Origin of the sequence: Kitasatospora sp. NPDC057936, from assembly GCF_042887525.1 — a bacterium.
Classification (GTDB): domain Bacteria; phylum Actinomycetota; class Actinomycetes; order Streptomycetales; family Streptomycetaceae; genus Kitasatospora.
Genome location: NZ_JBHVPD010000118.1, coordinates 1 through 21,874, shown reverse-complemented (window position 1 = coordinate 21,874; position 21,874 = coordinate 1). Strand labels below are relative to the sequence as shown.

The 21,874-nt window shown below is 74.2% G+C and carries 18 protein-coding genes; 7 read left to right on the top strand and 11 right to left on the bottom strand.

The features are described 5' to 3' along the window. Nucleotides 1–207: 207 nt before the first annotated feature. Together ACFVU9_RS39820 and ACFVU9_RS39815 are read left to right on the top strand one after the other, a co-directional pair. Nucleotides 208–2,220 (top strand): trypsin-like serine protease, encoded by a 2,013-nt coding sequence (locus tag ACFVU9_RS39820; protein WP_380507778.1) that lies wholly within the window; start codon nucleotides 208–210, stop codon nucleotides 2,218–2,220. 137 nt (nucleotides 2,221–2,357) lie between these two features. After that, nucleotides 2,358–4,232, top strand: coding sequence for an SMI1/KNR4 family protein (locus ACFVU9_RS39815; protein WP_387602075.1), 1,875 nt, complete (start codon nucleotides 2,358–2,360; stop codon nucleotides 4,230–4,232). 124 nt (nucleotides 4,233–4,356) lie between these two features. On the opposite strand, the gene ACFVU9_RS39810 is transcribed toward ACFVU9_RS39815, so the two are convergent. After that, a complete protein-coding gene (locus ACFVU9_RS39810) occupies nucleotides 4,357–6,171 on the bottom strand; it encodes an alkaline phosphatase family protein (RefSeq protein ID WP_387602072.1) in 1,815 nt (604 codons plus the stop codon). 244 nt (nucleotides 6,172–6,415) lie between these two features. On the opposite strand from ACFVU9_RS39810, the gene ACFVU9_RS39805 reads away from it, so the two are divergent. Beyond that, nucleotides 6,416–7,600, top strand: a complete 1,185-nt coding sequence (locus tag ACFVU9_RS39805) for a hypothetical protein (protein ID WP_387602069.1) — start codon at nucleotides 6,416–6,418, stop codon at nucleotides 7,598–7,600. 49 nt (nucleotides 7,601–7,649) lie between these two features. Here ACFVU9_RS39805 and ACFVU9_RS39800 read toward each other — a convergent pair whose 3' ends face one another. The 3 genes from ACFVU9_RS39800 to ACFVU9_RS39790 form a co-directional block, all read right to left on the bottom strand. Continuing rightward, the gene (locus ACFVU9_RS39800; protein WP_387602066.1) at nucleotides 7,650–9,479 is read right to left on the bottom strand and encodes a protein kinase; all 1,830 of its coding nucleotides are present in this window, start codon (nucleotides 9,477–9,479) and stop codon (nucleotides 7,650–7,652) included. A gap of 134 nt (nucleotides 9,480–9,613) precedes the next feature. Further along, nucleotides 9,614–10,795 carry a CapA family protein gene (locus ACFVU9_RS39795; RefSeq protein WP_387602063.1) on the bottom strand — a complete coding sequence of 394 codons (1,182 nt, stop codon included), beginning with the start codon at nucleotides 10,793–10,795 and terminating at the stop codon, nucleotides 9,614–9,616. Between the two features lie 175 nt (nucleotides 10,796–10,970). Next, nucleotides 10,971–12,014, bottom strand: coding sequence for a zinc-dependent alcohol dehydrogenase family protein (locus ACFVU9_RS39790; RefSeq protein ID WP_387602061.1), 1,044 nt, complete (start codon nucleotides 12,012–12,014; stop codon nucleotides 10,971–10,973). 110 nt (nucleotides 12,015–12,124) lie between these two features. On the opposite strand from ACFVU9_RS39790, the gene ACFVU9_RS39785 reads away from it, so the two are divergent. Next, nucleotides 12,125–13,033 carry a LysR family transcriptional regulator gene (locus ACFVU9_RS39785; protein WP_387602058.1) on the top strand — a complete coding sequence of 303 codons (909 nt, stop codon included), beginning with the start codon at nucleotides 12,125–12,127 and terminating at the stop codon, nucleotides 13,031–13,033. Nucleotides 13,034–13,044: 11 nt separating this feature from the next. On the opposite strand, the gene ACFVU9_RS39780 is transcribed toward ACFVU9_RS39785, so the two are convergent. Continuing rightward, nucleotides 13,045–13,602, bottom strand: a complete 558-nt coding sequence (locus tag ACFVU9_RS39780; protein WP_387602055.1) for a hypothetical protein — start codon at nucleotides 13,600–13,602, stop codon at nucleotides 13,045–13,047. Between the two features lie 196 nt (nucleotides 13,603–13,798). Here ACFVU9_RS39780 and ACFVU9_RS39775 point away from each other — a divergent pair, with 196 nt between their 5' ends. After that, complete coding sequence (locus ACFVU9_RS39775) at nucleotides 13,799–14,641, top strand: hypothetical protein (RefSeq protein WP_380439210.1); 843 nt, start codon at nucleotides 13,799–13,801, stop codon at nucleotides 14,639–14,641. A 44-nt stretch (nucleotides 14,642–14,685) separates the two neighbouring features. Here ACFVU9_RS39775 and ACFVU9_RS39770 read toward each other — a convergent pair whose 3' ends face one another. The 6 genes from ACFVU9_RS39770 to ACFVU9_RS39745 form a co-directional block, all read right to left on the bottom strand. Then, entirely contained in the window at nucleotides 14,686–15,273 is a 588-nt protein-coding gene (locus ACFVU9_RS39770) for a cysteine dioxygenase (RefSeq protein WP_380439212.1), read from the bottom strand. A gap of 2 nt (nucleotides 15,274–15,275) precedes the next feature. Further along, on the bottom strand, nucleotides 15,276–17,006 hold the full coding sequence (locus tag ACFVU9_RS39765) for a cation acetate symporter (protein ID WP_387602051.1): 1,731 nt from the start codon (nucleotides 17,004–17,006) through the stop codon (nucleotides 15,276–15,278). After that, nucleotides 17,003–17,380 (bottom strand): DUF485 domain-containing protein, encoded by a 378-nt coding sequence (locus tag ACFVU9_RS39760; RefSeq protein ID WP_380439216.1) that lies wholly within the window; start codon nucleotides 17,378–17,380, stop codon nucleotides 17,003–17,005. The genes ACFVU9_RS39765 and ACFVU9_RS39760 overlap by 4 nt, the downstream gene beginning before the upstream one ends. Before the next feature lie 145 nt (nucleotides 17,381–17,525). Next, entirely contained in the window at nucleotides 17,526–17,927 is a 402-nt protein-coding gene (locus tag ACFVU9_RS39755) for a pyridoxamine 5'-phosphate oxidase family protein (protein WP_380439218.1), read from the bottom strand. A 55-nt stretch (nucleotides 17,928–17,982) separates the two neighbouring features. Further along, the gene (locus ACFVU9_RS39750) at nucleotides 17,983–18,612 is read right to left on the bottom strand and encodes an MBL fold metallo-hydrolase (RefSeq protein ID WP_387602048.1); all 630 of its coding nucleotides are present in this window, start codon (nucleotides 18,610–18,612) and stop codon (nucleotides 17,983–17,985) included. Beyond that, a complete protein-coding gene (locus tag ACFVU9_RS39745; RefSeq protein ID WP_359970931.1) occupies nucleotides 18,609–19,694 on the bottom strand; it encodes an S-(hydroxymethyl)mycothiol dehydrogenase in 1,086 nt (361 codons plus the stop codon). Before ACFVU9_RS39745 ends, ACFVU9_RS39750 begins: the two co-directional genes overlap by 4 nt. Before the next feature lie 581 nt (nucleotides 19,695–20,275). Here ACFVU9_RS39745 and ACFVU9_RS39740 point away from each other — a divergent pair. Beyond that, nucleotides 20,276–21,493 carry a cytochrome P450 gene (locus tag ACFVU9_RS39740; RefSeq protein ID WP_380439224.1) on the top strand — a complete coding sequence of 406 codons (1,218 nt, stop codon included), beginning with the start codon at nucleotides 20,276–20,278 and terminating at the stop codon, nucleotides 21,491–21,493. Next, the gene (locus tag ACFVU9_RS39735; protein ID WP_380495419.1) at nucleotides 21,490–21,777 is read left to right on the top strand and encodes a ferredoxin; all 288 of its coding nucleotides are present in this window, start codon (nucleotides 21,490–21,492) and stop codon (nucleotides 21,775–21,777) included. The genes ACFVU9_RS39740 and ACFVU9_RS39735 overlap by 4 nt, the downstream gene beginning before the upstream one ends. Nucleotides 21,778–21,874 lie beyond the last annotated feature (97 nt).

Genomic DNA, 21,874 nt, shown 5'->3' with positions numbered 1-21,874 from the left:
CCGGATTCCCCCGAAGAGCGAAATCCCCATTCCGAAGGAATACCGCCGCAAAACCACCCGGAACATGACGACCCACCAGGGATCCGCCGGGGCGGCCGGCGACTTTGACGGGCGAGGAATGCGGGCGATAGCGTCCGATTGATCGTTTCTTTGCCGGCTCGGGGGGTGCTGGTGCCTCCCGGGCACGTCCTCTTACGGGAGATTCTGGTGCGTACAGCTCGAAGACTGGCCTGGCCCCTCGGCGCAGCCCTCGCGATACCCGTGATGGCCGGTTCGGTGCCGGCGGCGACCGCCGCCGAGGCCGCGCCGGCGCCGGTCGCGGCGGAAGGGTTCGGCTACCCCGATGCGGCCAAGGTCCTCGCGGACCGGAACATCACCCTCACGGCCGGGGACGGGCACATCGTGCTCGCCGACTGCGCCTCGGGGCCCGGCCTGGTGCAGCTGTACAGCCGCACGGCCAACCCGAGCCTGGTGTGCTTCCGGATCACCGGGCCCACCGGGTACCTCGCCCTGCAGATCCCGCAGGTCTACAACATCAAGGGCGACGACCACACCATCAAGGCCACGCTGAACACCGCGGGCACCGTCAGCAGCCTCGACGTCAACAAGAACGCCTGGACCCCGGTCGGCGAGGGCGACGCCACCAGCTCGACCACGCTGCTGGAGCTCAACGCCACCGACGGGCCGGCCGCCCCGGCCGCGGGCACCGACTACCAGGCCGTCGGCACCGTCGCCTTCGGGCAGCCCGGCCACCCGGGCTCGCGCTCCTGCACTGCCGCCCTGGTCGACCGCAACTGGGTCCTGACCGCCGCCTCCTGCTTCGGCGACAACCCCGCCGCCGGTGCGCCCGCGACCGCGAGCACCGCCACGATCGCCGGCCACACCGTCGGCATCGCCGAGCTCGCCACCCGCGGCGACCGCGACCTCGTCATGGCCCGCCTCGCCACGCCGGTGGACGGCCTCACCCCGCTCGCCGTCTCCGCCACCGCGCCCGCGGCCGGCGACAGCCTGCGCGTACCCGGCCACGGCCGGACCGCCACCGAGTGGGCGCCGTTCCAGGTCCACACCACCACCCACACCGTCGGCGCCGTCGCCGCCACCGGCATCGACACGGCGCCCGCCGCCGGCGCGGCCGCCCTGTGCCAGGGCGACGCCGGGGCCCCGCTGCTGCGCGACCGCAACGGCACCCCCGAGATCGCCGCCGTGGCCGTACGCTCCTGGCAGGGCGGCTGCCTGGGCACCCCGGCCACCGAGACCCGTACCGGGGCGACGTCCTCGCGCGTGGACGACCTCGGCGCGTGGGTGCAGCAGGTCCGGGCGACCGCGACCGGCTGGAAGACCCAGGCCCTGGTCAAGGGCGACAACGGCCTGTTCCAGGCCACCCGCCTCTACGACGGCAGCTGGACCGCGTTCCAGGACGTCCAGGCCACCGCGGGCAGCATCGGCGGCGTCAAGTCCGTGGCCGCCGCCGGGATCAACGGCGACACCCACGTCCTCGCCCTCGGCGGCGACGGCCGCCTCCACCACTCCCTGCGCAAGCCCGACGGCACCTGGTCCGCCTTCGGCGACGTCAACCAGGCCGCCGGGGAGCTCGGGAACATCACCCAGGTCTCGGCCTCCTCGATCGGCGCCGACCTGCACGTCGTGGTCCTCGCCGGCGGCCAGGTCTTCCACACCGTGCGCCACGCCGACGGCACCTGGACCGGCTTCGGCGCCGTCTTCGGCGCCGCCGGACCGCTGAACGGCGTCACCTCCGTGGCCGCCGCCGGCACCGGCAGCGAGCTGCAGGTCGCGGCCGTCGCGGGCGGCACCGTCCAGCACACCGTCCGTGCCGCGGACGGGACCTGGAGCGGCTGGGGCTCGGTCGCCGACGCCGCGGGCCCCATCGGCACCGTCGCCTCCGTCGCCATGGCCCGTCAGGGCGGTGACATGGACCTCGTCGCCGTCACCTCGACCGGCGCCCAGTTCCACACCATCCGCTTCGCGGACCGCACCTGGCAGCCCTTCCGGCCGCTGACCGGCGTCCTCGGCAACATCACCGCCGCCTCCGTCAGCGCCGCCCCCGTCGACGGCGACGCCCAGTTCGCCGTCACCACCACGGACAACCGCGTCCTGACCACCGCCCGCCACGCCGACGGCACCTGGGCCCCCGTCCAGACCCCCGACCTGACGGCCGTTCCCGGCAACCACACCGGCACCGCCATCACCGGCACCCTCTGACGACCGTCACCCGACCGTCCCCACGGACGGCCGGCGCCACGTGACGATCGCTCCCGCGGCCGCCTCGCCCCACCGGGCGGGGCGGCCGCGGCCGTCGGGCCCCGGAATTGTCAGTGGTGCGTGCAAGGATCGCCGCCATGACCGAGGAGACGTTCGACTGGGGTTCCTTCCTCACCCGCTGGAGCGAGGAGTGGGCCGACACCTGCACCGAGCCCGCCGACGAGCCCGCCGACGAGGCCGCGCGGGCGCGCGGGCTGGGCTTCGGGCCCGCCGCCGAGGAGCGGATAGCGGCGGCGGAGGAGCGGCTGGGGCGCCGACTGCCGCCGTCCTACCGGGAGTTCCTCGCGGTCTCCGACGGGTGGCGGCACGCGGGCGGGTTCATCGACCACCTGGCCGGCGCCGGGGAGGCCCGCTGGCACGAGGACGCCGACGGCCTCGGCGAGCACTTCGACGAGGGCGAGCTCGACGGCATGTGGGCGCGCGCGCTCCAACTGGACGTCGAATCCGACATGACGTACGTCCTGCTGGATCCGCAGGCCGCCGACGAACACGGCGAGTGGGCCGTCTACTGCCATCAGGTGTGGTCGCACTCCCCGCCCACCCGGCACGACTCCTTCCGCGAGTTCATGCTCGCGCAGTACCGGGAGTTCCACCGCCTCGCCGCCGACCACCACGCGGAGCGGCCGTTCGCCAACGACACCACCCGCCGCCTGGACGCCCAGGTCGAGGCGGCCCGGCTCGACGCGCTGCGCGGCGACCACGAGCGGGCGGCCGCCGCGCTCGCCGACGCGGCCGGGTACGGCCGGCCCCGGGCCAAGGGCATGCTGCACCAGTTGCGCCGCCTGCTGGGGCGGACGTACCTGGTGGACTACGGCTCGCTGCCCGCCGACCCGCGCTACCTGCGCGAGGTGGTGCCGCTGCTCGCGGTCGAGCAGGTGGCGAACCGCCACGACGCGACGGTCTGGGGCTACCGCGTGGGCGTCTCCTCCGGCCGGCACCGGGAGCAGGCCGACGAGGTGCTGCGCGAGGTCGAGGAGCGGACGTTCCGGTACACCGCGGAGGGCCCCTTCGGCGCGGCGGTCGAGCAGGCCCGCGAGCAGGCCCGCTGGGGGCGCACGGACGCCGCCTGGCACACGCTGCTCGCCGCGCTCCCGCAGTGGACGCCGGTCGGCCCCGACCACCTGGCCCCGGTCGGTCTGCTCGCCGACCCCGTCCTCGGGCCCCTGGTCACCCCGGAGCGCGCCCTCGCCCTGCTCGCCACCCCCAGGGACGGCCGCCCGGCCCCGCCGCCGACCGGCGGCCCGCGGGACGCGGACGAGCTCGCCTGGCTCGCCGACCACCGCGAGGCCTACCGGTTCGTCCTCGTGGAGGGGGTGCACCCGGCAGACCTTCCCGCGCGCCTCGGTGCCGAGGACGCCGCCCTCGGCGCACCGGCGACGCCCGACGAGACCCACCTCGAAGTCGTCCGGGCCGGCGGCAGTTCCTCCTACGACTCCTACAACTCCTTCGTTTCCTACAACTCCTACGACACCTACGACGACCGGGCCCGCGCCGCCGTCGGCCACGCGGGCGAGTCCGGCTGGAGCTTCGCCTTCGACGCCCACCCCGCCCGTCACGACGAACAGCGCTACGTCTCCCCCGCAGCGGCCTCCTCGCACGGCACGCGCGCCGTGGTGGTGTGGTCCGCACCGGATCAGGGCCTCTTCCACCTCTCCGTCGCCGAACAGGGCACCGAGCTCTACGCCTTCACCGTCCGGGGCTCCGAGATCCACCGCACCTGCACGGACATACCGCCCGCCCTCGACCCGGACGTCCTGTTCGCGCCCGGGGGCGAGGGCCGAGCGGAGCGCCGGGCCCTGGCGGCGATCGCCGTCCACTTCGGTGTGGGCCTCCCGCGCTTCGCCCTCACCGAAGGCCGCCTCCACCACGTCACCACCCGTTCCTGGACCAGTCCCCCGGGCCCCGGCGAGACGTACGCCCGGATTTCCCTGGGCGGCTCCGGCGGCCGGTGATCGCGGCCGGTGATCGCGGCCGGTGATCGCGGCCGGTGATCGGCGCAGCACCCGGAGGAAGCCGGAACGACCGCGGCCCGGACGCCGGTCGGACGTCCGGGCCGCGGCGGGGGTGCCGCCGGCGTCAGCCGATGGTCAGCCGGAACGGTCCGGCGAGCACCGAGTAGCCGTCGTTGGCGAGGTAGTAGGCGTCGTACGCGCCCGCGCCGCCGATCTTGCCGGTCGACAGCGTGACCGCACCGCTCTGGTTGGGCGTGTAGGCCCAGGTCAGCGAGGAGCGGGAGCCCGGGGTGACGCCCGCCGGGTAGACGCCGACCCAGTTCTTGACCGCGACCTGGGAGGTGTTCGGCAGCGCGTACCGGAGGGTGACGTTGCCGCCGCCCGCGACCTCGTTCAGGTCGCCGGTGAGCGTCGGGCCGGTGGCCGCGGACGGGGCGAACGCGGCGTTGAGCGGGGTCGCGTAGGTGTCGTTCGCGGTCAGCCCGGGCAGGCCGAGGGCGGACTCGATGGTGCGGCCGATGGAGTAGTGGTCGTAGTGCAGCGGGCTGCTGGTGCCGGCCGGGACGGTGCCCTGCGAGCCCACCGCGACGGTGGCGACGTGGTTGTAGGCCTCGCCCGAGCTCTCGTCCCAGGTGAGGAGCAGCAGGGAGCGCTGCTGGGTCCACGCGGGCGAGGACAGGACCGGGGCGAGGGTCTGCTTCAGCCAGCCGTCCTGGACCTGCAGGCTGGTGGCGCTGCCGTTGCCGGAGGCCTCGCCGTCGTAGTAGTCGTCGGCCGCGATCCAGGAGAAGTTCGGGGTGGTGGCGGCCGACTGGAGGTCGGTGGTCAGCTGTGTGGTGTCGAAGAGGTGGGCGGCGCAGCGGGCCGGATTGCCGCTGATGTCGGTGTAGTTGATGAACGGCGCGTCGTCGGGCATGTACTTGGCGTCGTACTGGGTGGTGGTGTTGCAGGGCGTGCCCATGCCCTGCTCGTAGGCCTTCCAGGTCTTGCCGGCGTCCTCGATGGTGTCACCGAGGTTGCGCTGCGGGGAGTTGATGTTGGGCCAGTAGGTGGCGCCCTTGGTGTACGCGTCGCCGCCGGCGATCGCCATGTAGTTCTCGTCGCTCGGGTGGTAGACGCCGTGCGCGTCGGTGAGGGTGGCACCCTGGGCCATCAGGCCGTGGATGAACGGGGTGTCCGCCGGGTCGTTCATGATCTGGGCGTAGTCGGTGTTCTCCATCATGACGGTGAACACGTGGTCGTAGCCGGGCACGGCGGACGCGGGCGGGCTGACCGGGGCGGGGGCGGCGACGGGGGTGTCGAGGGTGAGCGAGAGGTTGTCCAGGTAGCCGGTCTCGTTCGTGGTGGAGAGGAACTGCACCTCGACCTGGATCGACCGGGCGCCGGCCGGGACGGCCCCGGTGGCGGTGCGGGAGAGGAACTTGGTGGCGAGGCCGCGGTCGGTCGCGGAGACGGTCGGCAGCTTGGCGGTCGTGCCGACCGGGTTGCCACCGGCGTCCTTGAAGTGCAGGCTGACGGCGACGTAGCCGCCGTACGTGGTCCAGCCGCCCAGCCAGCCGGCGAGGTCGTAGTGCACCCCGCCGCCGTCGATGGCCGTGGCGGCGGAGGAGACGTCGACGGTCTGCGACATCGAGCCGTCGCCGAAGTTGCCCGGGCCGAAGAAGGCCTTGCCGGGCGTCCTGCCGTCGTTCGGCAGGCCGAAGGAGCCGACGCCCTGGCACAGCACGTTGACGCCGCCGGCCTGGACGGTCCAGCCGGGGACGGTGGTGGCGGCGCTCCAGTCGTTGGTGCAGTAGCCGCCGGCCTCCGCGTCGCCGTTGACGATCAGGTTGCCGCTGCCCGCCGCCGCGTGGGCGGTGGCGGGGGCGGCGACGGCCGTCGCGCCGAGGAGGGGGAGTGCGGCGAGCAGCCCGCCGAGGGAGCTCCAGCGCAGTCTCATCAGGGGTACCTCGTCCCGTTGGTGAGGGTGGTCGCCATGGCTTCGCGCCATGAGCGGACATAGAAGTACCGGCCGGTGCTGTCCGAGGGAAGAACGGCGACCGAACTTGGTCAGACAACTTTGCGTGAGCGGCGAGGTGGCACGGGCACGATCGGAGCCGTCGGTCCCCCTGGCCGGCTCCGTACGCCAGACTGTCCGGCGTAGCGGGACGGCAGGACGCAGCAGGGCACGGGGAGGAACGGCAGTGGTCAGCGACATCGTCAAGGAGCTGGGGGCGGCACTCGGTCGCACCGGCACGGTCCGCCTCGGGGCGGACCACCACCGCCTGACCGTTCCCGTCGCGGGCGGCGAGCTCGCGGTCGACGTGATCGGCGACGCCACGGCGCGGCGGGTGGTCCACCTCCTCCCCGGCGGCGGACTCAACGTCGCCGCCAACTACTGCACCGCGCAGGGCCGGAGCCTCGCCCGCTTCCTCACCGACCACGGCTACCTGGTCATCGGGACGACGCCCCGCGAGGACGCCCTCACGCCGGAGGCCCCCGACGACTGCACGGCCTGGGGCCTGGACTCGCACCGGGCGGACCTCGAACGCGTCATCACGGCCGCCGACGCCGTCACCGCCCTGCCGTACGAGCTCCTCGGCCACTCGGCCGGAGCCGCACTCGCCCTGGACACCGCCGCTCGCGCCACCGCCGCACGCGCCACCGCCGCACGCGCCACCGGCAGCGCCGGTCCCCTGCGCGTCCTCGTCCTCGACACCACCGGCCCGTACGATCCCGCGACGGAGCCCGAGCTGGTCGCGAAGGCGGAGGCGCTCACCGACCTCCTCCAGCAGCAGCTGGACGCGGGTGCCGGGACCCTCGACCCCGGCCTCAAGGGACTCTTCGCCCGCGCGGCCACCGCCCCGGACGCGCCGAGCGGCATGCCCCGGCCGGTGCCCCAACAGGCGGGCGAGCCGGGGCGGTTCAGCAACCTCGGCCTGCTCCACTACGCGCTCACCCACACCCGTGACCTGCCCGGCCCCGCCAACTGGATCTACCACCGGGGCCACAGCGGCGGTACCCACGCCTTCGGCCCCACCCCCGCCGAGGACCGCTTCACCCTGACCCACACCCCGCTGGCCGTCTGGGCGGAGGCGATCGAGCGCCTCGGCAGCGGCCTCCAGCCCACCGCCCTGCTGCGCGACCTGGCCGCCGTGTGGGCGGGGCGGACGGACGTCCACCGGATCGACTGGGCCGCGATCCGGGCCGACGTGGTCTGGATCAACGCCGAACTCGGGCGTGGCGACCACGACTCGGGCGCCCGCCTGATCCGCGCGGGCGGCGCCCGGGTGGACTACCGTGTCGTCCCCGGCTACGGCCACGGCGACGTCGTGTGGTCGGACACCGCCGAGCAGGACGTGTGGACGTCCCTGCTGCCCGGGCGCTGAGCGCGGTCGTACCGGCAGGGCCGCGTCCACGTCCGCGTCCACGTCCGCGTCAGGACAGCGTCCACACCTGGTTGTCCGCCTCCGAGCAGGCCTGCACCCTGACCCACTGGGCCATGCCGTCGGAGGTCAGGCACTGCTTGGTGGAGGAGTTGACGACCTGGTAGCCGCCGGGGACCGGGACGAAGGACCAGAGCTGGTTCTCCGCGCCCGGCGGGTTCGTCCAGACCTGGATCCGGCCGGTGGTCAGTTCGAGGTCGAGGACCTTGGTGTAGTTCGTCGAGCCGTTGCGCAGGAGGTAGCGCCCGTCGGAGAAGTAGTCCAGGCGCCACTGCTGAGCCGGGGAGCGGTTGGCCGGATAGGTGCCGACGCGGTTGCCGTCCTTGTCGACGGAGTAGGCGTTGTCCAACGCGTTGCTCCCGAGGGAGAGCTGCGCCAGCGGGGGCAGTTGCGGCGCCGGCTTCGGCGCTTGCGTGGGCTGCGGCTGTGGCTGCGGCTGCGGCTGCGGGGCCGCCGTCGGCACCGCGGGCGGCACGGTGGCGGTCGGCTGGGCGGGGGCCGGCGCCGGCGCCCCGGTGGTCGGCGCGGCGGAGGGCGGCTGGGCCTTCCCGGTGGGGGCCTGGCCGGTGACGGGCAGCGTGGCCGGCGGGGCGAGCGCGCCCGCCGGCACGGGCCCGGCGCTGGGGCCCGACGTCGCGGCGGACACGGGCACCGGGCCGCCCCCGTCCCCCGCGCCCGGGCCGGCGGAGGGCGTCGGCGTCGGCGCGTCGGGCGTCGGAAGGCCGCCGGACGGGACGTTCGGGTCCGGCGGCACCGCACCGCCCGGGTCCCCGGACCGCCCGGCGCCGGCCGTCGGCCCCGCGGCGACGGCGTCGCCGTGCGGCACGCCGCCCGCGCCCGGCCGGCTCACCACCGCCCCGGTGGCGCCCACCGCGCCCAGCACGGCCATCGCCACGACCGACACCACCGCCCGCCGCCGCAGGCCGGTCCACGACCGGCGCCCGGCGACGGGTCGTTGGCCGGTGTGGACCGCAACCGCGGGCACGCCCTCCGCGGCACCCGCCGCCAGCGCCTCCCGGACGGCCTCCGCCATCGCCGCCGCGTCCGGCCAGCGCTCGCCCGGGTCCTTCGCCATCGCCCGCTCGACGATCGCCCGCACCGGCCCGGGTATCGGGTCCGGCAGCGGCGGCACGGGCTCCGTCAGGTGCTGGAGGATCACCTCCAGCGCGGTCTCCCCGTCGAACGGCAGCCGCCCGGCCAGGCACTCGTAGAGGACGACGCCGAGCGCGTAGAGGTCCGCCGAGCCGGTGACCGGCCCGGTCGAGGCCTGCTCCGGCGCCTGGTACGCGGCGGTGCCGAGGACCATCCCGGGGACGGTCAGCCGGGCGTCGCTGCCGGGGCGGGCGATCCCGAAGTCCGCGATCACCGTCCGGTCGCCGCACACCATCAGGTTGGCCGGCTTGACGTCCCGGTGGACCACCCCGGTCCCGTGCGCCGCCACCAGCGCCTCCAGCACCTGGAGCGCCATCCGCAGCGCCTCCTCGGCCGGCAGGCTGCCCCGGCGCGCCAGCACGGCGCTCAGCGGCTCCCCCTCGATCAGCTCCATGACCAGGTAGGCGACCTGCCTCCCGATCACGGGGGCCTCGCCGTGCCCGAAGTCGTAGACCCCGACGATGCCCGGGTGCCGCAGCTGCGCCATGACGCGCGCCTCGGCGTGGAAGCGCTCGGCGAATCCCGGCTCGTCCAGCAGGACGGGCTTGACGACCTTGACGGCCACCCGGCGGCCGAGGACCTCGTCCTCGGCGAGCCACACGTCGCCCATCGACCCACCGCCCAGCCAGTCCACCAGCCGGTAGCGGTCGGCGAGCACGGTGCCACGCATGGTTCTCCCTGAGTCAAGTCGCATCGGTTGCGCGCACGCCGTCGACCGGGGCGCCCCCGGAGATCATGGGGCCGCTCGATAAGAGCTGACTTGTCGTCGGATGAACACCGCCCGCTGTGCGGGGATTCGGCGCGTTATGGCGCCATGGTCAGCCCCGCCGGTCCGGCACCCCGGCTGAGCACGACGGAGCGGATGTGGTCGAGGGCCGTGGCGTAGTCGGCCCGGCCGGGGTCGGCGCGGGCGGCCTCCCGCAGGTCGAGGACGCGGTAGGGCGGCCCGAGGTCGGTGACCTGCGGGACGAACTCCGCCTTCGTCACGGTCCACCGCCGCCCGGGCGCGGCCGGCGGCGAGAAGGTGAACCGGGCGATCGAGGACCAGTTGCCGCGCGGGTCCTCGGCGCCCGTGGGGTTGAACATGTGGCCCGCGAGCTGGTCGCCCATGCCGTAGACCGTCCAGGTGTCGTTGATCTTCTCGTAGGCCTGCGGGATGTGGGCGTGCGTCCCGAGGACCAGGTCGACCACCGGCCGCCCGGGCTCCGGCTCGGCGGCGAGGTCGCGGGCCAGCGCGAGCTGCTGCTCGTTCGGGGCGTCCTGCCACTCGGTGCCCCAGTGGACGCTGACCACGACGACGTCCGCCCCCGCCTCCCGGGCGGCCCGCGCGTCGGCGAGGATCCGGTCGCGGTCGATGAGGTTGACGGCCCAGGGCTGCCCCTTCGGCAACGGGATGCCGTTGGTGCCGTACGTGTAGGCGAGTTGGGCCACCGTCGCCCCGCCCGCCGTGAGCAGCGCGGGCCCGCCCGCCTCCTCCTCGCCGCGCGCGGACCCGGTGTGCTTCAGCCCGACGGCGTCCATGGCGTCGAGCGTGCGCCGGATCCCGGCCGGCCCGTCGTCGAGCGTGTGGTTGGAGGCGGTGTCGCAGGACGCGTACCCGGCGTCCTTGAGCGCCCGGGCCACCTGCGGGGGCGACTTGAACGACGGGTACCCGGTGAACGGCCCGCCGTCGGCGCCGTACACCGTCTCCATGTGACAGATGGCCAGGTCGGCGGCCCCGATGACGGGCTTGACCCCGGCGAGCATCCGCGTGAAGTCGTACCCGGTGCCCCCGGCGTCCTCCTTGGCCTGCTGGATGATCTCGGTGTGCGGCAGGACGTCCCCCGTCGCCACCAGCGTGAACGCCCGCGGCCCCGGGGGCGTCGGCACGGCCGTCGGGCTCGTGGCCACCGACGGAACGGCCTCCGGCACCGGCGGCCCGCCGCACCCCGCGAGGGCGAGCAGTGCAACGGCCAGGAGCACCTCACGGCGCGGTGATCTCATCATCGTGTCGTCCCACAGTCGGCGGATATGACCCCCCGTCCTCCGACTATGGGAGCCCACCCCCGCCCCTCCCGTCCCCCACGCCCCACCGCGCCCCGACCTCACCCGACGAGGCGAGCCCGGGCCGCGGGGACCGTGCGGCCCCGGCGGGAGCCTGCGGCCCGGCAACGGCGGGACGTCAGAAGGCGATCCGGACCTTCAGCGCCGAGCGGTCGTCCATCGCGCGGTAGCCGTCCGGCACGCCGTCGAGGGTGACGGTGCGGTCGAAGACGAGGCCCGGGTCGATCGCGCCGGAGAGGACGTCGGGCAGCAGCTCGGGGATGTAGGCGCGGGCGGGGGCGACGCCGCCGACGACCGCCACGTTGCGGTCGAACATCTGCCGGATGTCGACGCCGGCGCTGCCGCCGTGCGGCACGCCGACGTAGCCGACCGCGCCGCCGTCGCGGGCGATGGAGATCGCGGTGCGCATCGACTCCTCGGTGCCGACGGCCTCCAGGACGGCGTGCGCGCCGGTGCCGCCGGTCAGCTCCCTGACCGCCTCGATCGCGGCCTCCCCGCGCTCGGCGACGACGTCCGTGGCGCCGAACTTGCGGGCGATGGCCGTGCGCGCCTCGTGGCGGCCCAGCGCGATGATCCGGCCGGCGCCGAGCCGCTGCGCGGCGAGCACCCCGCACAGGCCGACCGCGCCGTCGCCGACCACGGCGACCGTCGCGCCCGGACGCACCCGCGCCGAGACCGCCGCGTGGTGGCCGGTGCTCATCACGTCGGACAGGGCGAGCAGGCCGGGCAGCAGCGCCTCGTCCCCGGCCGCCTCCTTGGGCAGCCTGACCAGGGTGCCGTCGGCGAAGGGGACCCGGACGGCCTCGCCCTGGCCACCGTCGGAGCCGACCTCGCCCCAGAAGCCGCCCCGCGGGCAGGAGGTGTGCAGGCCGTCGCGGCAGAACTCGCAGGTGCCGTCCGACCAGACGAACGGGGCCACCACGAAGTCGCCGCGGGCGAAGCCGGACACCTCGGCGCCAACCTCCTCGACGATGCCGAGGAACTCGTGGCCGATCCGCTGCCCGGCCACCCGGGGCGCCACGCCGCGGTACGCCCACAGGTCGCTGCCGCAGATGCAGGCGTTGACCACCCGCACGACGGCGTCGGTCGGCCGCCGCACCACCGGGTCGGGCACCTCCTCGATCCGGATGTCGGTGGGGGCGTGGATCACGGTGGCGCGCACGGAACTCTCCTGGCACTGCTCATGGGACCTGGACTGGAGCAGCCAGGGTCGCCAACCGGGCGCACCCGTGTCCAGCTACATCTCCTACACCGCTTCCTTAAGATGAACTGATGCTCGACGTTCGACGACTCGTCCTCCTCCGCGACCTGGAGGCCCACGGCACGGTCACCGCCGTGGCCGACCTCCACGGCGTCACGCCGTCCGCCGTCTCGCAGCAGCTGCGGCTGCTCGAAGAGGAGACCGGCACCCGCCTCCTGGAACGCACCGGCCGCTCCGTCCACCTCACGGCCGCGGGCCGCCGCCTCGCCGGCGACACCGAGCACGTGCTCGCCGCCCTGGAGCACGCCCGCATCCGCCTGCACGCCGAGACCGGGAGCCCCGCGGGCCCGCTCCGCCTCGCCTGCTTCCCCAGCGCCCTCGTACCGCTGGCCGCCCCGCTCGGCACCGCCCTGAAGACCGCCCACCCGGACGTGCGGCTCCACATCACCGAGGCCGAGCCCGAGGCCGCCGTCCGGCTGCTGCTCCAGCGGCGCGCCGACCTCGCCGTCGTCTACCGGTACGACAACCTGGCCACGCCCCCGCACGCGGACGTGGAGACCCGGGCGCTGCGGTCCGATCCCTTGGTCGCCGTGCTGCCGTCCGGTCACCCGGCGGCCCGGCCGACGGGTGCGCCGATCGACCTGCGCGAGCTCGCGGACGCCCACTGGACCACCGCGCCGCCGCAGACCGCCTGCGGCGCCGCCGTCCTCCAGGCCTGCCGCTCGGCCGGCTTCACCCCGCGGGTCAGGAACGTCTGCACCGACTTCTCCGCGATGATCGCCCTCGCCGAGAGCGCGGGCCACGCCGCGCTGATCCCCCGGCTGGCCACGGCCCACCTGCCGTCCACGCTGACCGCACGGCCGGTGGCGGACGACACCCTCACCCGCAGGATCGAGGTCGCCGTCCGCCACAACACGGCGCACGAACCCGCGATCGCCGCCGGCCTGGACGTGCTCCGCACGCTGGCCGGTGGCCCGTGAGCGGCTCCGGCTCAGCCCAGGGTGCAGGCGAGCTGCGCCTTCACCGCGTCGAAGATGTTCTCCTGGGCACGGCAGTCGGCACTGTAGACGTCCTCCCACTTGGGGCTGATGAAGTGGACGTTCACGATCTCGGTGATGATGCTGACGCCGCCCTGGGCCTTGATGGTGTTCTGGGCGATCAGCACCTGCGGCGTCGGCGCCGTCTGGGCGCCGATGACGCCGCCCTCACCGTAGAACAGGTTGGTGATCTTGGTGTAGACGGTGACCTTGTTGCCCTGGATGTTGTTGCCGATGATGGCGACCGTCCAGTCCTTGTAGTTGCGCTGCCAGGCGTAGTTGGTCGCCCGGTTCAGGGCGGACACGGTGCCGTACTGGGCCTGGACGATCCAGTGGTGCCTGCGGGCACCCGGGTCGCGGGGCTGCGCCGGCTCCCCCAGCCGGGCACCGCTCGCCGAGCCCAGCAGGGGCGCCGCACTGGCCGGCGCGGCGATGCCGCCGGTGACGGCGAGGGCCGCGGCCCCGGCGACCACGGCCGTCTTCCACTTCCCGGCGAGCTGACTGGTTGCCATCGTTGTTCTCCTCGTTCCCTCACGTCCACAAGCGCCTGGGCATCACCCGGCGCCCATGACTCTCGCCGACCGGTCACGGGGCGCACATCAGTCATTTGACGGTGGGCACCGAGGCCGCCGGCGTCCTACGTCACCGGCCTCCCTCCGTGGATGCGCAGTAGTAGGCTGAGCTGGAGAAATGATCTTCAGGAGAGACATGTCCGCCGCCAAGCCCCGCGTCCTGTTCGTCACCGACCTGGCCTACCCGGCCCGCGGCCGCCGCTACTGCGACGAGGACATCCGGCTCTCCGCGCGCCTGCGCGAGGACTTCGACGTCGCCCTGTGCCACCCCCTCGACGCCGCCACGCTGATGGACGCCTTCGACCTCGTCCTCGTGCGCAACAGCGGCCCGGTGCTGAACTACCGCGCCGCGTACGAGGCCTTCCGGGACCGCGCCCTCGACCGCGGCACCCGCGTCTACAACCAGCTCACCGGGCGCGCCGACATGGCCGGCAAGCAGTACCTGGTCGACCTCGATGCCGCCGGGTACCCCGTCATCCCCACCGCCGACCGGGCCGAGGACCTCGGGCGGCTGCCCGTCGTGCCCGAGTACGTCGTCAAGCCGAAGCTCGGCGCCGACTCGATCGGCCTGCGGATCGTCCCCCGCGAGGAGCTCGGTTCCGTCGCGTTCGGGGACGGCGTCCTGGTCCAGCCGCTGGTCCGCTTCGCGTACGAGGTCTCGTTCTACTTCGTCGACGACGCCTTCCAGTACGCGCTGCACGCCCCCGACCCCGAGCAGCGCTGGCGCCTCGAACCGTACGGACCCACCGCCGCCGACCTCGACTTCGCCCGCCGCTTCATCGCCTGGAACACGATCGAGCACGGCATCCAGCGCGTCGACGCCTGCCGCACGCCCGAGGGCGACCTCCTCCTCGTCGAGCTGGAGGACCTCAACCCCTACCTCTCGCTCGACCTGGTCGACGAGGCCACCCAGGACCGCTTCGTCGCCGCCCTCAAGGCCTCCCTGCACGAGCTCGCCGGGACGCCGGAACACGGCTGACGGGCCGCCCGGATCGGGCGGCCCGTCTCCTCACGCCGCGCCGGTCACGGCGCGAGGCCGTCCGAACGCCGCCAGCTCACCAGCCGGGCCCCGTCCGGCGGGACGTCGACCACCTCCTGCCCGAAGACCCGGTTGATCGAGCTGTGCCCGCTCAGCGAGATGTCCGCCCCGTAGACGTGCAGCGAGACCGCCCGGCCGGTGCCGCCGTTCGACACCCGGTGGATGTCCTCGTCGGGCGGCACCAGGAGCTGCACCCGGCCGGGCGAGCAGGTGGTCCGGCCGGCCGGCACCAGCACCCTGCGGCCGGAGCGGGGCACCCGCCACAGCCGGTACGCCTCGTCCACCTCCACGCCCTCCAGCACGCCGGACACGCACCAGGCGACGTGGTCGTGGACCGGGGTCGACTGCCCGGGCAGCCAGGTCAGGGCCACCACGGAGTGCGTCGGTCCGGCGTGCAGCAGCCGCTGCGCGTAGCCGTCGGTGTCACCGGCGCACAGGTCGTCCGGGACGATCAGCCCGGCCCGCAGGTACTTGCGCAGGGTGTCCGCGGTGAGCTGGGCGGTCAGGACGTCGGCGGCCGCGTAGCGCGCGAGGTCGGAGAGGAACTCGTCGAGATTGGTACGGGTTTCCACGGCTACCGCCCTGCCCCGGTGAGGGCCCGGACCTCCAGGTCCTCGAAGGACCGCCCGTCCGGGTCCTCGTCGCGACGGCGGCGGCCGCCGGCCAGCGAGCCGAGGACGGCGGCGGCGAACCCGATCGGGATCGAGACGACGCCCGGGTTCTGCAGCGGGACCGGCGCCGTGGTCGTGCAGGAGATCAGCGCCGTGGCGTTGCCGACCTCCTTGCTGGTCACCGCCACCCCGCAGTCCTTCGCCTGGGCGGCCGTCAGCTTCACCGCGTGGACCGTACCGCTCGCGCCGCCCCAGCAGATCGGGGAGAGCAGCACCAGGCCGATCGAGGCGACCAGGCCCGCGTAGATGCCGCACTTGGCACCGAAGGTGGTGAAGCCCCGCCAGAACAGGGTCAGCAGGATCGCCGGCAGGTTGGCCGAGGCCGCGATGGCGAAGGCCAGCGCCACCAGGAACGCCACGTTGAGGTCCCGGGCGAAGATCGACAGCACGACCGCGACCGCGCCGATGACCACGGCCGCGACCTTCGCCGTCCGCAGCTCCTGCCGCTCCGTCGCCCGGCCCTTGCGGATGACGCTGGCGTAGAGGTCATGGGCGAACGACGACGAGGAGGTCAGCGTGAGCCCCGCGACGACCGCCAGGATGGTGGCGAACGCCACCGCCGCGATGAAGGCCAGCATCAGCGAGCCGCCGGTGGTGCCCGCGCCGCCGCCGAGGTGCTCGGCCAGCAGCGTGGCGGCGGTGTTGCCGGACGGGTCCTTCTCCCTGATCGTCGCCGTGCCCACCAGTGCGGCCGCGCCGAAGCCCAGCACCAGGGTCATCAGGTAGAACACCCCGATGATGCCGATCGCCCAGTTCACCGACTTGCGCGCGTCCTTGCCGGTCGGGACGGTGTAGAAGCGCACCAGCACGTGCGGCAGCGCCGCGGTGCCCAGCACCAGGGCCACGCCCAGGCTGACCAGATCGAGCTTCGACCAGCCGTCGGTCGACCCGTACTTCAGGCCGGGCTGGAGGAAGGCATCGCCCTTCTTGGACGCCGTCGCGGCGTCCCCGAGCAGGTGGCTGAGGTCGAAGCCGTACTTCGCCAGCACCCACAGGGTCATCGTGGCCGCACCGGCGATCAGCAGACCCGCCTTGACGATCTGCACCCAGGTGGTGCCCTTCATCCCGCCGACCACCACGTAGACGATCATCAGGGCGCCGACCCCGACGATGGTCCAGATCTGCGCGGAGGCGCCCTTGACGTCGAGCAGCTGCCCCACGATCGTCGCCGCGCCGACCATCTGCGCGATCAGGTAGAAGATCGAGACCACGATCGTCGACACGCCCGCGGCCGTGCGCATCGGCCCGCTGCGCAGCCGCGCGGCCAGCACGTCGGCCATGGTGAACCGCCCGGTGTTGCGCAGCAGTTCGGCCACCAGCAGCAGCGCGACCAGCCAGGCGACCAGGAAGCCGATCGAGTAGAGGAAGCCGTCGTACCCGGCCAGCGCGATGATCCCGGCGATGCCGAGGAACGAGGCCGCGGACAGGTAGTCGCCCGAGATCGCGATCCCGTTCTGCAGCGCCGAGAACTGGCCGCCGCCGGTGTAGAAGCCGCCGGTGCCCCGGGTGCTGCGGCGCGCCCAGAGGGTGATCACGAGGGTCACCGCCACGAGGGCGACGAACAGGCCGATGGTCAGGCCCTTGTGCGAGGCCGGCTGCGCCGCCGCGGCGGCGAGCTCGAGGTGCTGGGTCATGCCTGGGCCTCCGTCGCTTCCCGGGTGCCACGACCGGCCGGAGCCGCCGGGCGGTTCGCCGTCACGTCGCGCAGGGCCGCGGCCAGCGGGTCCAGCCGCCGGGCCGCGAACCGCCCGTAGGCCAGGGCGATGCCGAACGTCGAGACGAACTGCAGCAGCCCGAAGACCAGGGCCACGTTGACGTTCCCGGCGACCTTGGTCGCCATGAAGCCGCGGGCGTAGGCCGAGCAGAGCACGTACGCCAGGAACCAGAGCAGGAACGCCGCCGTCACCGGGAAGACGAACCTGCGGTAGGAGGCGCGCAACTCGGTGAAGCGCGGATCGTCGCCGATCCAGGGCGTGTCGCGGCGCGACGACACGGCGGGGTCGATCATGTCAGTCCTTCGGAGCGGTGCGGAACTTGCCGATGGACCGACCGTAGGAACCCGACGTCGACGCACGGTCAACGCGCCGTCAACGCGCGTCAACCGATCCGTCGGAGGCGTCCGGCCCCCGGCGGAGTGAGGCCGGGCAGGAGCGTCAGGCGCGGCCGAGGACGCGGTCGACGGTGATCTCCAGGACGACGCGGTCCGGGTTGACGCGCGGCTCGCGGTAGCGGGCGGCGTAGCGGCGCTCGGCGTCGGCCACCTCCTCGGCGGCGGAACGCACGACGGCGACGCCCTCCAGCGTGGACCAGCGGGCGCGGTCGACCTGGCAGACGGCGACGCGCTGGCCGCCGGGGCCGGCTTCGGCGACGTTGCGGGCCTTGCGGCTGGTGCGGCTGGTGATCACCCGGGCGATGCCGGTCTGCGGGTCGAAGGTGACGCCGACGGGTACGACGTGCGGGGAGCCGTCGGGGCGCCGAGTGGTGAGGGTGGCGATGTGACGCTCGCGCCAGAAGGCGAGGAACGCGTCGTCGAGGTCGCGGGGGTCGTGGGCCATGGCCGTGATCGTACGGCCCCCGGGGCGGGCGCACCCGCCCCGGGGCCGCCGGGCGTCAGTGCCCGCGGGCGATCCATTCGGGCAGGGCCGGGGCCTCGGCGCCGATCGTGGTCGGGTCGCCGTGGCCGGTGCGGACCACCGTCTCGGGCGGGAGGGTGAGGAGGCGGTCCCGGATGGAGTCGATGATCGTCGGGAAGTGCGAGAACGACCGGCCCGTCGCGCCCGGCCCGCCGTGGAAGAGGGTGTCGCCGGTGAAGACGGTGCCGAGCTCCGGGGCGTGCAGGCAGACGGCGCCCGGCGCGTGGCCGGGGGTGTGCAGGACGGTCAGCGCGGTGCCGGCCACCTCGATCCGCTGGCCGTCGGCGAGTTCGCCGTCCGGGAGGCGCTCGGGGTGGGTGAGCTTCCACAGCGGGAGGTCGTCGGGGTGCAGCAGGATCGGCGCGCCGGTGCGCTCGGCGAGCGCGGGGGCGGCGTCGACGTGGTCGTTGTGGGCGTGGGTGGAGACGATCGCCAGCAGTCGGCGCCCGCCGAGCGCGGCCTCGATCGCGTCGGCGTCGTGCGCGGCGTCGATCACCACGGCCTCGGTGTCGTCGCCGACGATCCAGACGTTGTTCTCCACCTCCCAGCTGCCGCCGTCGAGTTCGAAGACCCCGGCCGTCACGAGACGGTCCACGCGCGCGGTCACAGGACCACCACCGAGCGGAGCACGTCGCCCTGGTGCATGCGCTCGAACGCCTGCTCCACCGCGTCGAGTTCGATGGTCTCGGTGACGAACGCGCCGAGGTCCAGGCGGCCCTGGAGGTAGAGGTCGATGAGCATCGGGAAGTCCCGGGAGGGCAGGCAGTCGCCGTACCAGGAGGACTTGAGGGCGCCGCCGCGGCCGAAGACGTCGAGCAGCGGGAGCTCCAGCGTCATCTCCGGGGTGGGCACGCCGACCAGGACGACGGTGCCGGCGAGGTCGCGCGCGTAGAACGCTTGCTTGTAGGTCTCGGGGCGGCCGACCGCCTCGACGACGACGTCCGCGCCGTGGCCGCCGGTGAGCTCGCGGATGGCCTCGACCGGGTCGGTGGTGCGGGAGTTGACGGTGTGGGTGGCGCCGAGGCCGCGGGCCGTCTCCAGCTTGCGGTCGTCGATGTCGACGGCGATGATCCGCGCCGCGCCCGCCAGCCGGGAGCCCAGGACCGCCGCGCCGCCGACGCCGCCGCAGCCGATCACGGCGACCGAGTCGCCCCGCCCGACGCCGCCGGTGTTGATCGCGGCGCCGAGGCCCGCCATCACGCCGCAGCCCAGCAGGCCCGCGACGGCCGGCTCGGCGGCCGGGTCGACCTTGGTGCACTGGCCGGCCGCGACGAGGGTCTTCTCGGCGAACGCGCCGATGCCGAGCGCCGGGGACAGCTCGGTGCCGTCCAGCAGCGTCATCTTCTGCTTCGCGTTGTGGGTGTCGAAGCAGTACTGCGGACGGCCGCGCCGGCACGCCCGGCACTGGCCGCACACCGCGCGCCAGTTGAGGACGACGAAGTCGCCCGGGGCGACCTCGGTGACGCCCTCGCCGACCGACTCGACGACGCCCGCGGCCTCGTGGCCGAGGAGGAACGGGAACTCGTCGTTGATCCCGCCCTCGCGGTAGTGGAGGTCGGTGTGGCACACGCCGCAGGCCTGGATCCGGACGACGGCCTCGCCCGGCCCCGGGTCCGGCACGACGATCGTGGTCACCTCCACGGGCGCGCCCTTGGCACGCGCGATGACTGCCTTGACCTGCTGGGCCATCCGTTTCCACCTCCGTCGGCCGGGGCGCCGTCGCACCCGGCGTGACCTGCGTCGAACCACTTGCCCACGAAGCGTATCGTCCACGCCCGCGCCCGCCCGGCGGGCGGGTCCGGTCACCGGATCACCGTCCGCCCAGGTCCCGGGATATGACGGCGGCATACCCGGAGCCGATCGCGGCCCAGCTCGGCCGGGGGCGCACGGAGGGCGCCGGGCGCCCGTGCGTGCGCGCCGAAGTGCCCGGAAAGCATCGGCGTTGGCCGGAAGTACCGCAGACGCGCGGACCGCCGCCCACGTACGGTCGTAGCAGAAGCGGTCCACGCGATGACGCTCAGCACACTCCCGTGACGACCGGCGCGCCCCGGCACGACCGGCGCGCCCGACCTCGCCCGCCCCGGTCCCACCCGGTCCCACCCGTCGGCCGGGTCCGCGTACCCGGACCCCGGTCCCGTCCGATCCCGGTCCCACCCGCCGGCCAGAGCCGAGCCGTCCGCCGGCCCGCCCCACCCGTCCCCCGCACCTCCCCGGTTCCACCCCCCGCCGGGCCGCCCGCGCGGCCCACCGCCCTGGAGTCTGGAGTACGGATGTCCGCCGAGAACAGTGCGACCGGTGCCGGCACCGGCACCGCCCCGCTCACGCCGCTGCACTGCCCGCGCCACGCCGAGGCCGGTCCGCCCCGGCTCTCCGCGCTGCCCACCGGCACCCCGGTCTGGCTGGTCAGCCGGCACGCCGACGTGCGGCAGGTCCTCACCGACCCGCGGCTCGGCCGCGCTCCGCTGTACGCGCCGGACGCGCCGCCGCTCACCAACGCGCCCAACCTGCTGGACGATCCGAACAGCATGCTGAACATCGACGGCACCGAGCACCAGCGGCTGCGCCGCACCGTGCAGCGGGCGTTCACGCCGCGCGCGATCGCGCGCTGGCGGCCCTGGGTGGCCTCGGTGATCGAGGGCCTGATCGACGAGCTGATCGACCACGGCAACCCGGCCGACATCGTCGCCGGTTACACCCGCCCGCTGCCGGTCGCGGTGATCAGCCGGCTGATGGGGCTGGACAACCTGGACAGCAAGCGGCTCGCCCACTGGAGCGACCACGCGCTCTCCACCACCGCCCACAGCGCCGAGGCGATCGTCACCGCGATGGGCGAGTTCGCCGAATTCGGCTCCGCCGTGATCGCCGAGCGGCGCGCCGACCCGGGCGAGGACCTGGTCAGCAGCCTGCTGGCGGCCGCCGCCGAGGACGGCTCGATCACCGAGGGGCAGCTGGTCACGCTCGTGATCGGGCTCGTCGTGGCCGGGCACGAGACCACGATGACGTCCCTCGGCAACGCGCTCGTCTACCTCCTGGGCGACGGGCGCGACGCCTGGCAGCGGCTGGCCGCCGACGAGGCCAGCGCCGCCGCCGCGACCGAACAGCTGCTGCGGGCCGTGCCGCTCGGGGACACCGACTACTTCCCCGGCCTGCTGCGGCGCACCGTGGAGGAGGTCGAGATCGGCGGGGTGGTCATCCCGGCCGGCAGCGTGGTCGCCGCCGACACCAGCGCGGCCAACATGGACCCGGAGGTCTTCACCGGGGACCTGCTGACCGAGCTGTTCTCCCCGCTCGTCGCGCCGATGTACACCTTCGGCGCCGGACCGCACCACTGCCTGGGCGCGTGGCTGGCCCGGATGGAGCTCGAACTGGCCCTGCACCGGCTGGCCCGCCGGCTGCCCTCGCTGCGGCTCACCGACCCGGCCGGCTCGATCGACTGGCGGCGCGGGCTGCTGACCCGCAGTCCGAACTCGCTGCAGGTGGCCTGGTGACGGCCGGTCCAGAGACGGGTGCCGAGACCGGCTCCGCGGCGGGCGCCGAGACGGTCGTCGTCCGCGTCGACCGGGACCGCTGCATCGGCTCCGGGATGTGCGCCCTCAGCGCGCCCGATTCGCTGGCGCTCGGGGCGGAGGGCCTGGCCGAGCCGGTGGCCGGGTACGGCGGGGACGGCGCGGAGCTGACGGCCGAACTGACCGAGGCGGTCGACTTCTGTCCGGTCGAGGCGCTGACGCTGTACTCGGCGCGCGGCGGGTACCGGATCGCCCCGGCGGAGTGAGTCCCCGCGGTGCCGCCCGTCTCGCCGCCACGGGCGGCACCGCGGCCCGGCGTTTTTAATGAGCCGTGCTAAACAATGCATTAGCATATCGAACTTT

Coding starts and splice junctions, on each gene's coding strand:
- ACFVU9_RS39815 (WP_387602075.1), top strand. CDS start 2,358: ATGACCGAGGAGACGTTCGACTGGGGTTCCTTCCTCACCCGCTGGAGC.
- ACFVU9_RS39810 (WP_387602072.1), bottom strand. CDS start 6,171: ATGAGACTGCGCTGGAGCTCCCTCGGCGGGCTGCTCGCCGCACTCCCC.
- ACFVU9_RS39800 (WP_387602066.1), bottom strand. CDS start 9,479: ATGCGTGGCACCGTGCTCGCCGACCGCTACCGGCTGGTGGACTGGCTG.
- ACFVU9_RS39795 (WP_387602063.1), bottom strand. CDS start 10,795: ATGATGAGATCACCGCGCCGTGAGGTGCTCCTGGCCGTTGCACTGCTC.
- ACFVU9_RS39785 (WP_387602058.1), top strand. CDS start 12,125: ATGCTCGACGTTCGACGACTCGTCCTCCTCCGCGACCTGGAGGCCCAC.
- ACFVU9_RS39780 (WP_387602055.1), bottom strand. CDS start 13,602: ATGGCAACCAGTCAGCTCGCCGGGAAGTGGAAGACGGCCGTGGTCGCC.
- ACFVU9_RS39775 (WP_380439210.1), top strand. CDS start 13,799: ATGTCCGCCGCCAAGCCCCGCGTCCTGTTCGTCACCGACCTGGCCTAC.
- ACFVU9_RS39765 (WP_387602051.1), bottom strand. CDS start 17,006: ATGACCCAGCACCTCGAGCTCGCCGCCGCGGCGGCGCAGCCGGCCTCG.
- ACFVU9_RS39760 (WP_380439216.1), bottom strand. CDS start 17,380: ATGATCGACCCCGCCGTGTCGTCGCGCCGCGACACGCCCTGGATCGGC.
- ACFVU9_RS39755 (WP_380439218.1), bottom strand. CDS start 17,927: ATGGCCCACGACCCCCGCGACCTCGACGACGCGTTCCTCGCCTTCTGG.
- ACFVU9_RS39745 (WP_359970931.1), bottom strand. CDS start 19,694: ATGGCCCAGCAGGTCAAGGCAGTCATCGCGCGTGCCAAGGGCGCGCCC.
- ACFVU9_RS39740 (WP_380439224.1), top strand. CDS start 20,276: ATGTCCGCCGAGAACAGTGCGACCGGTGCCGGCACCGGCACCGCCCCG.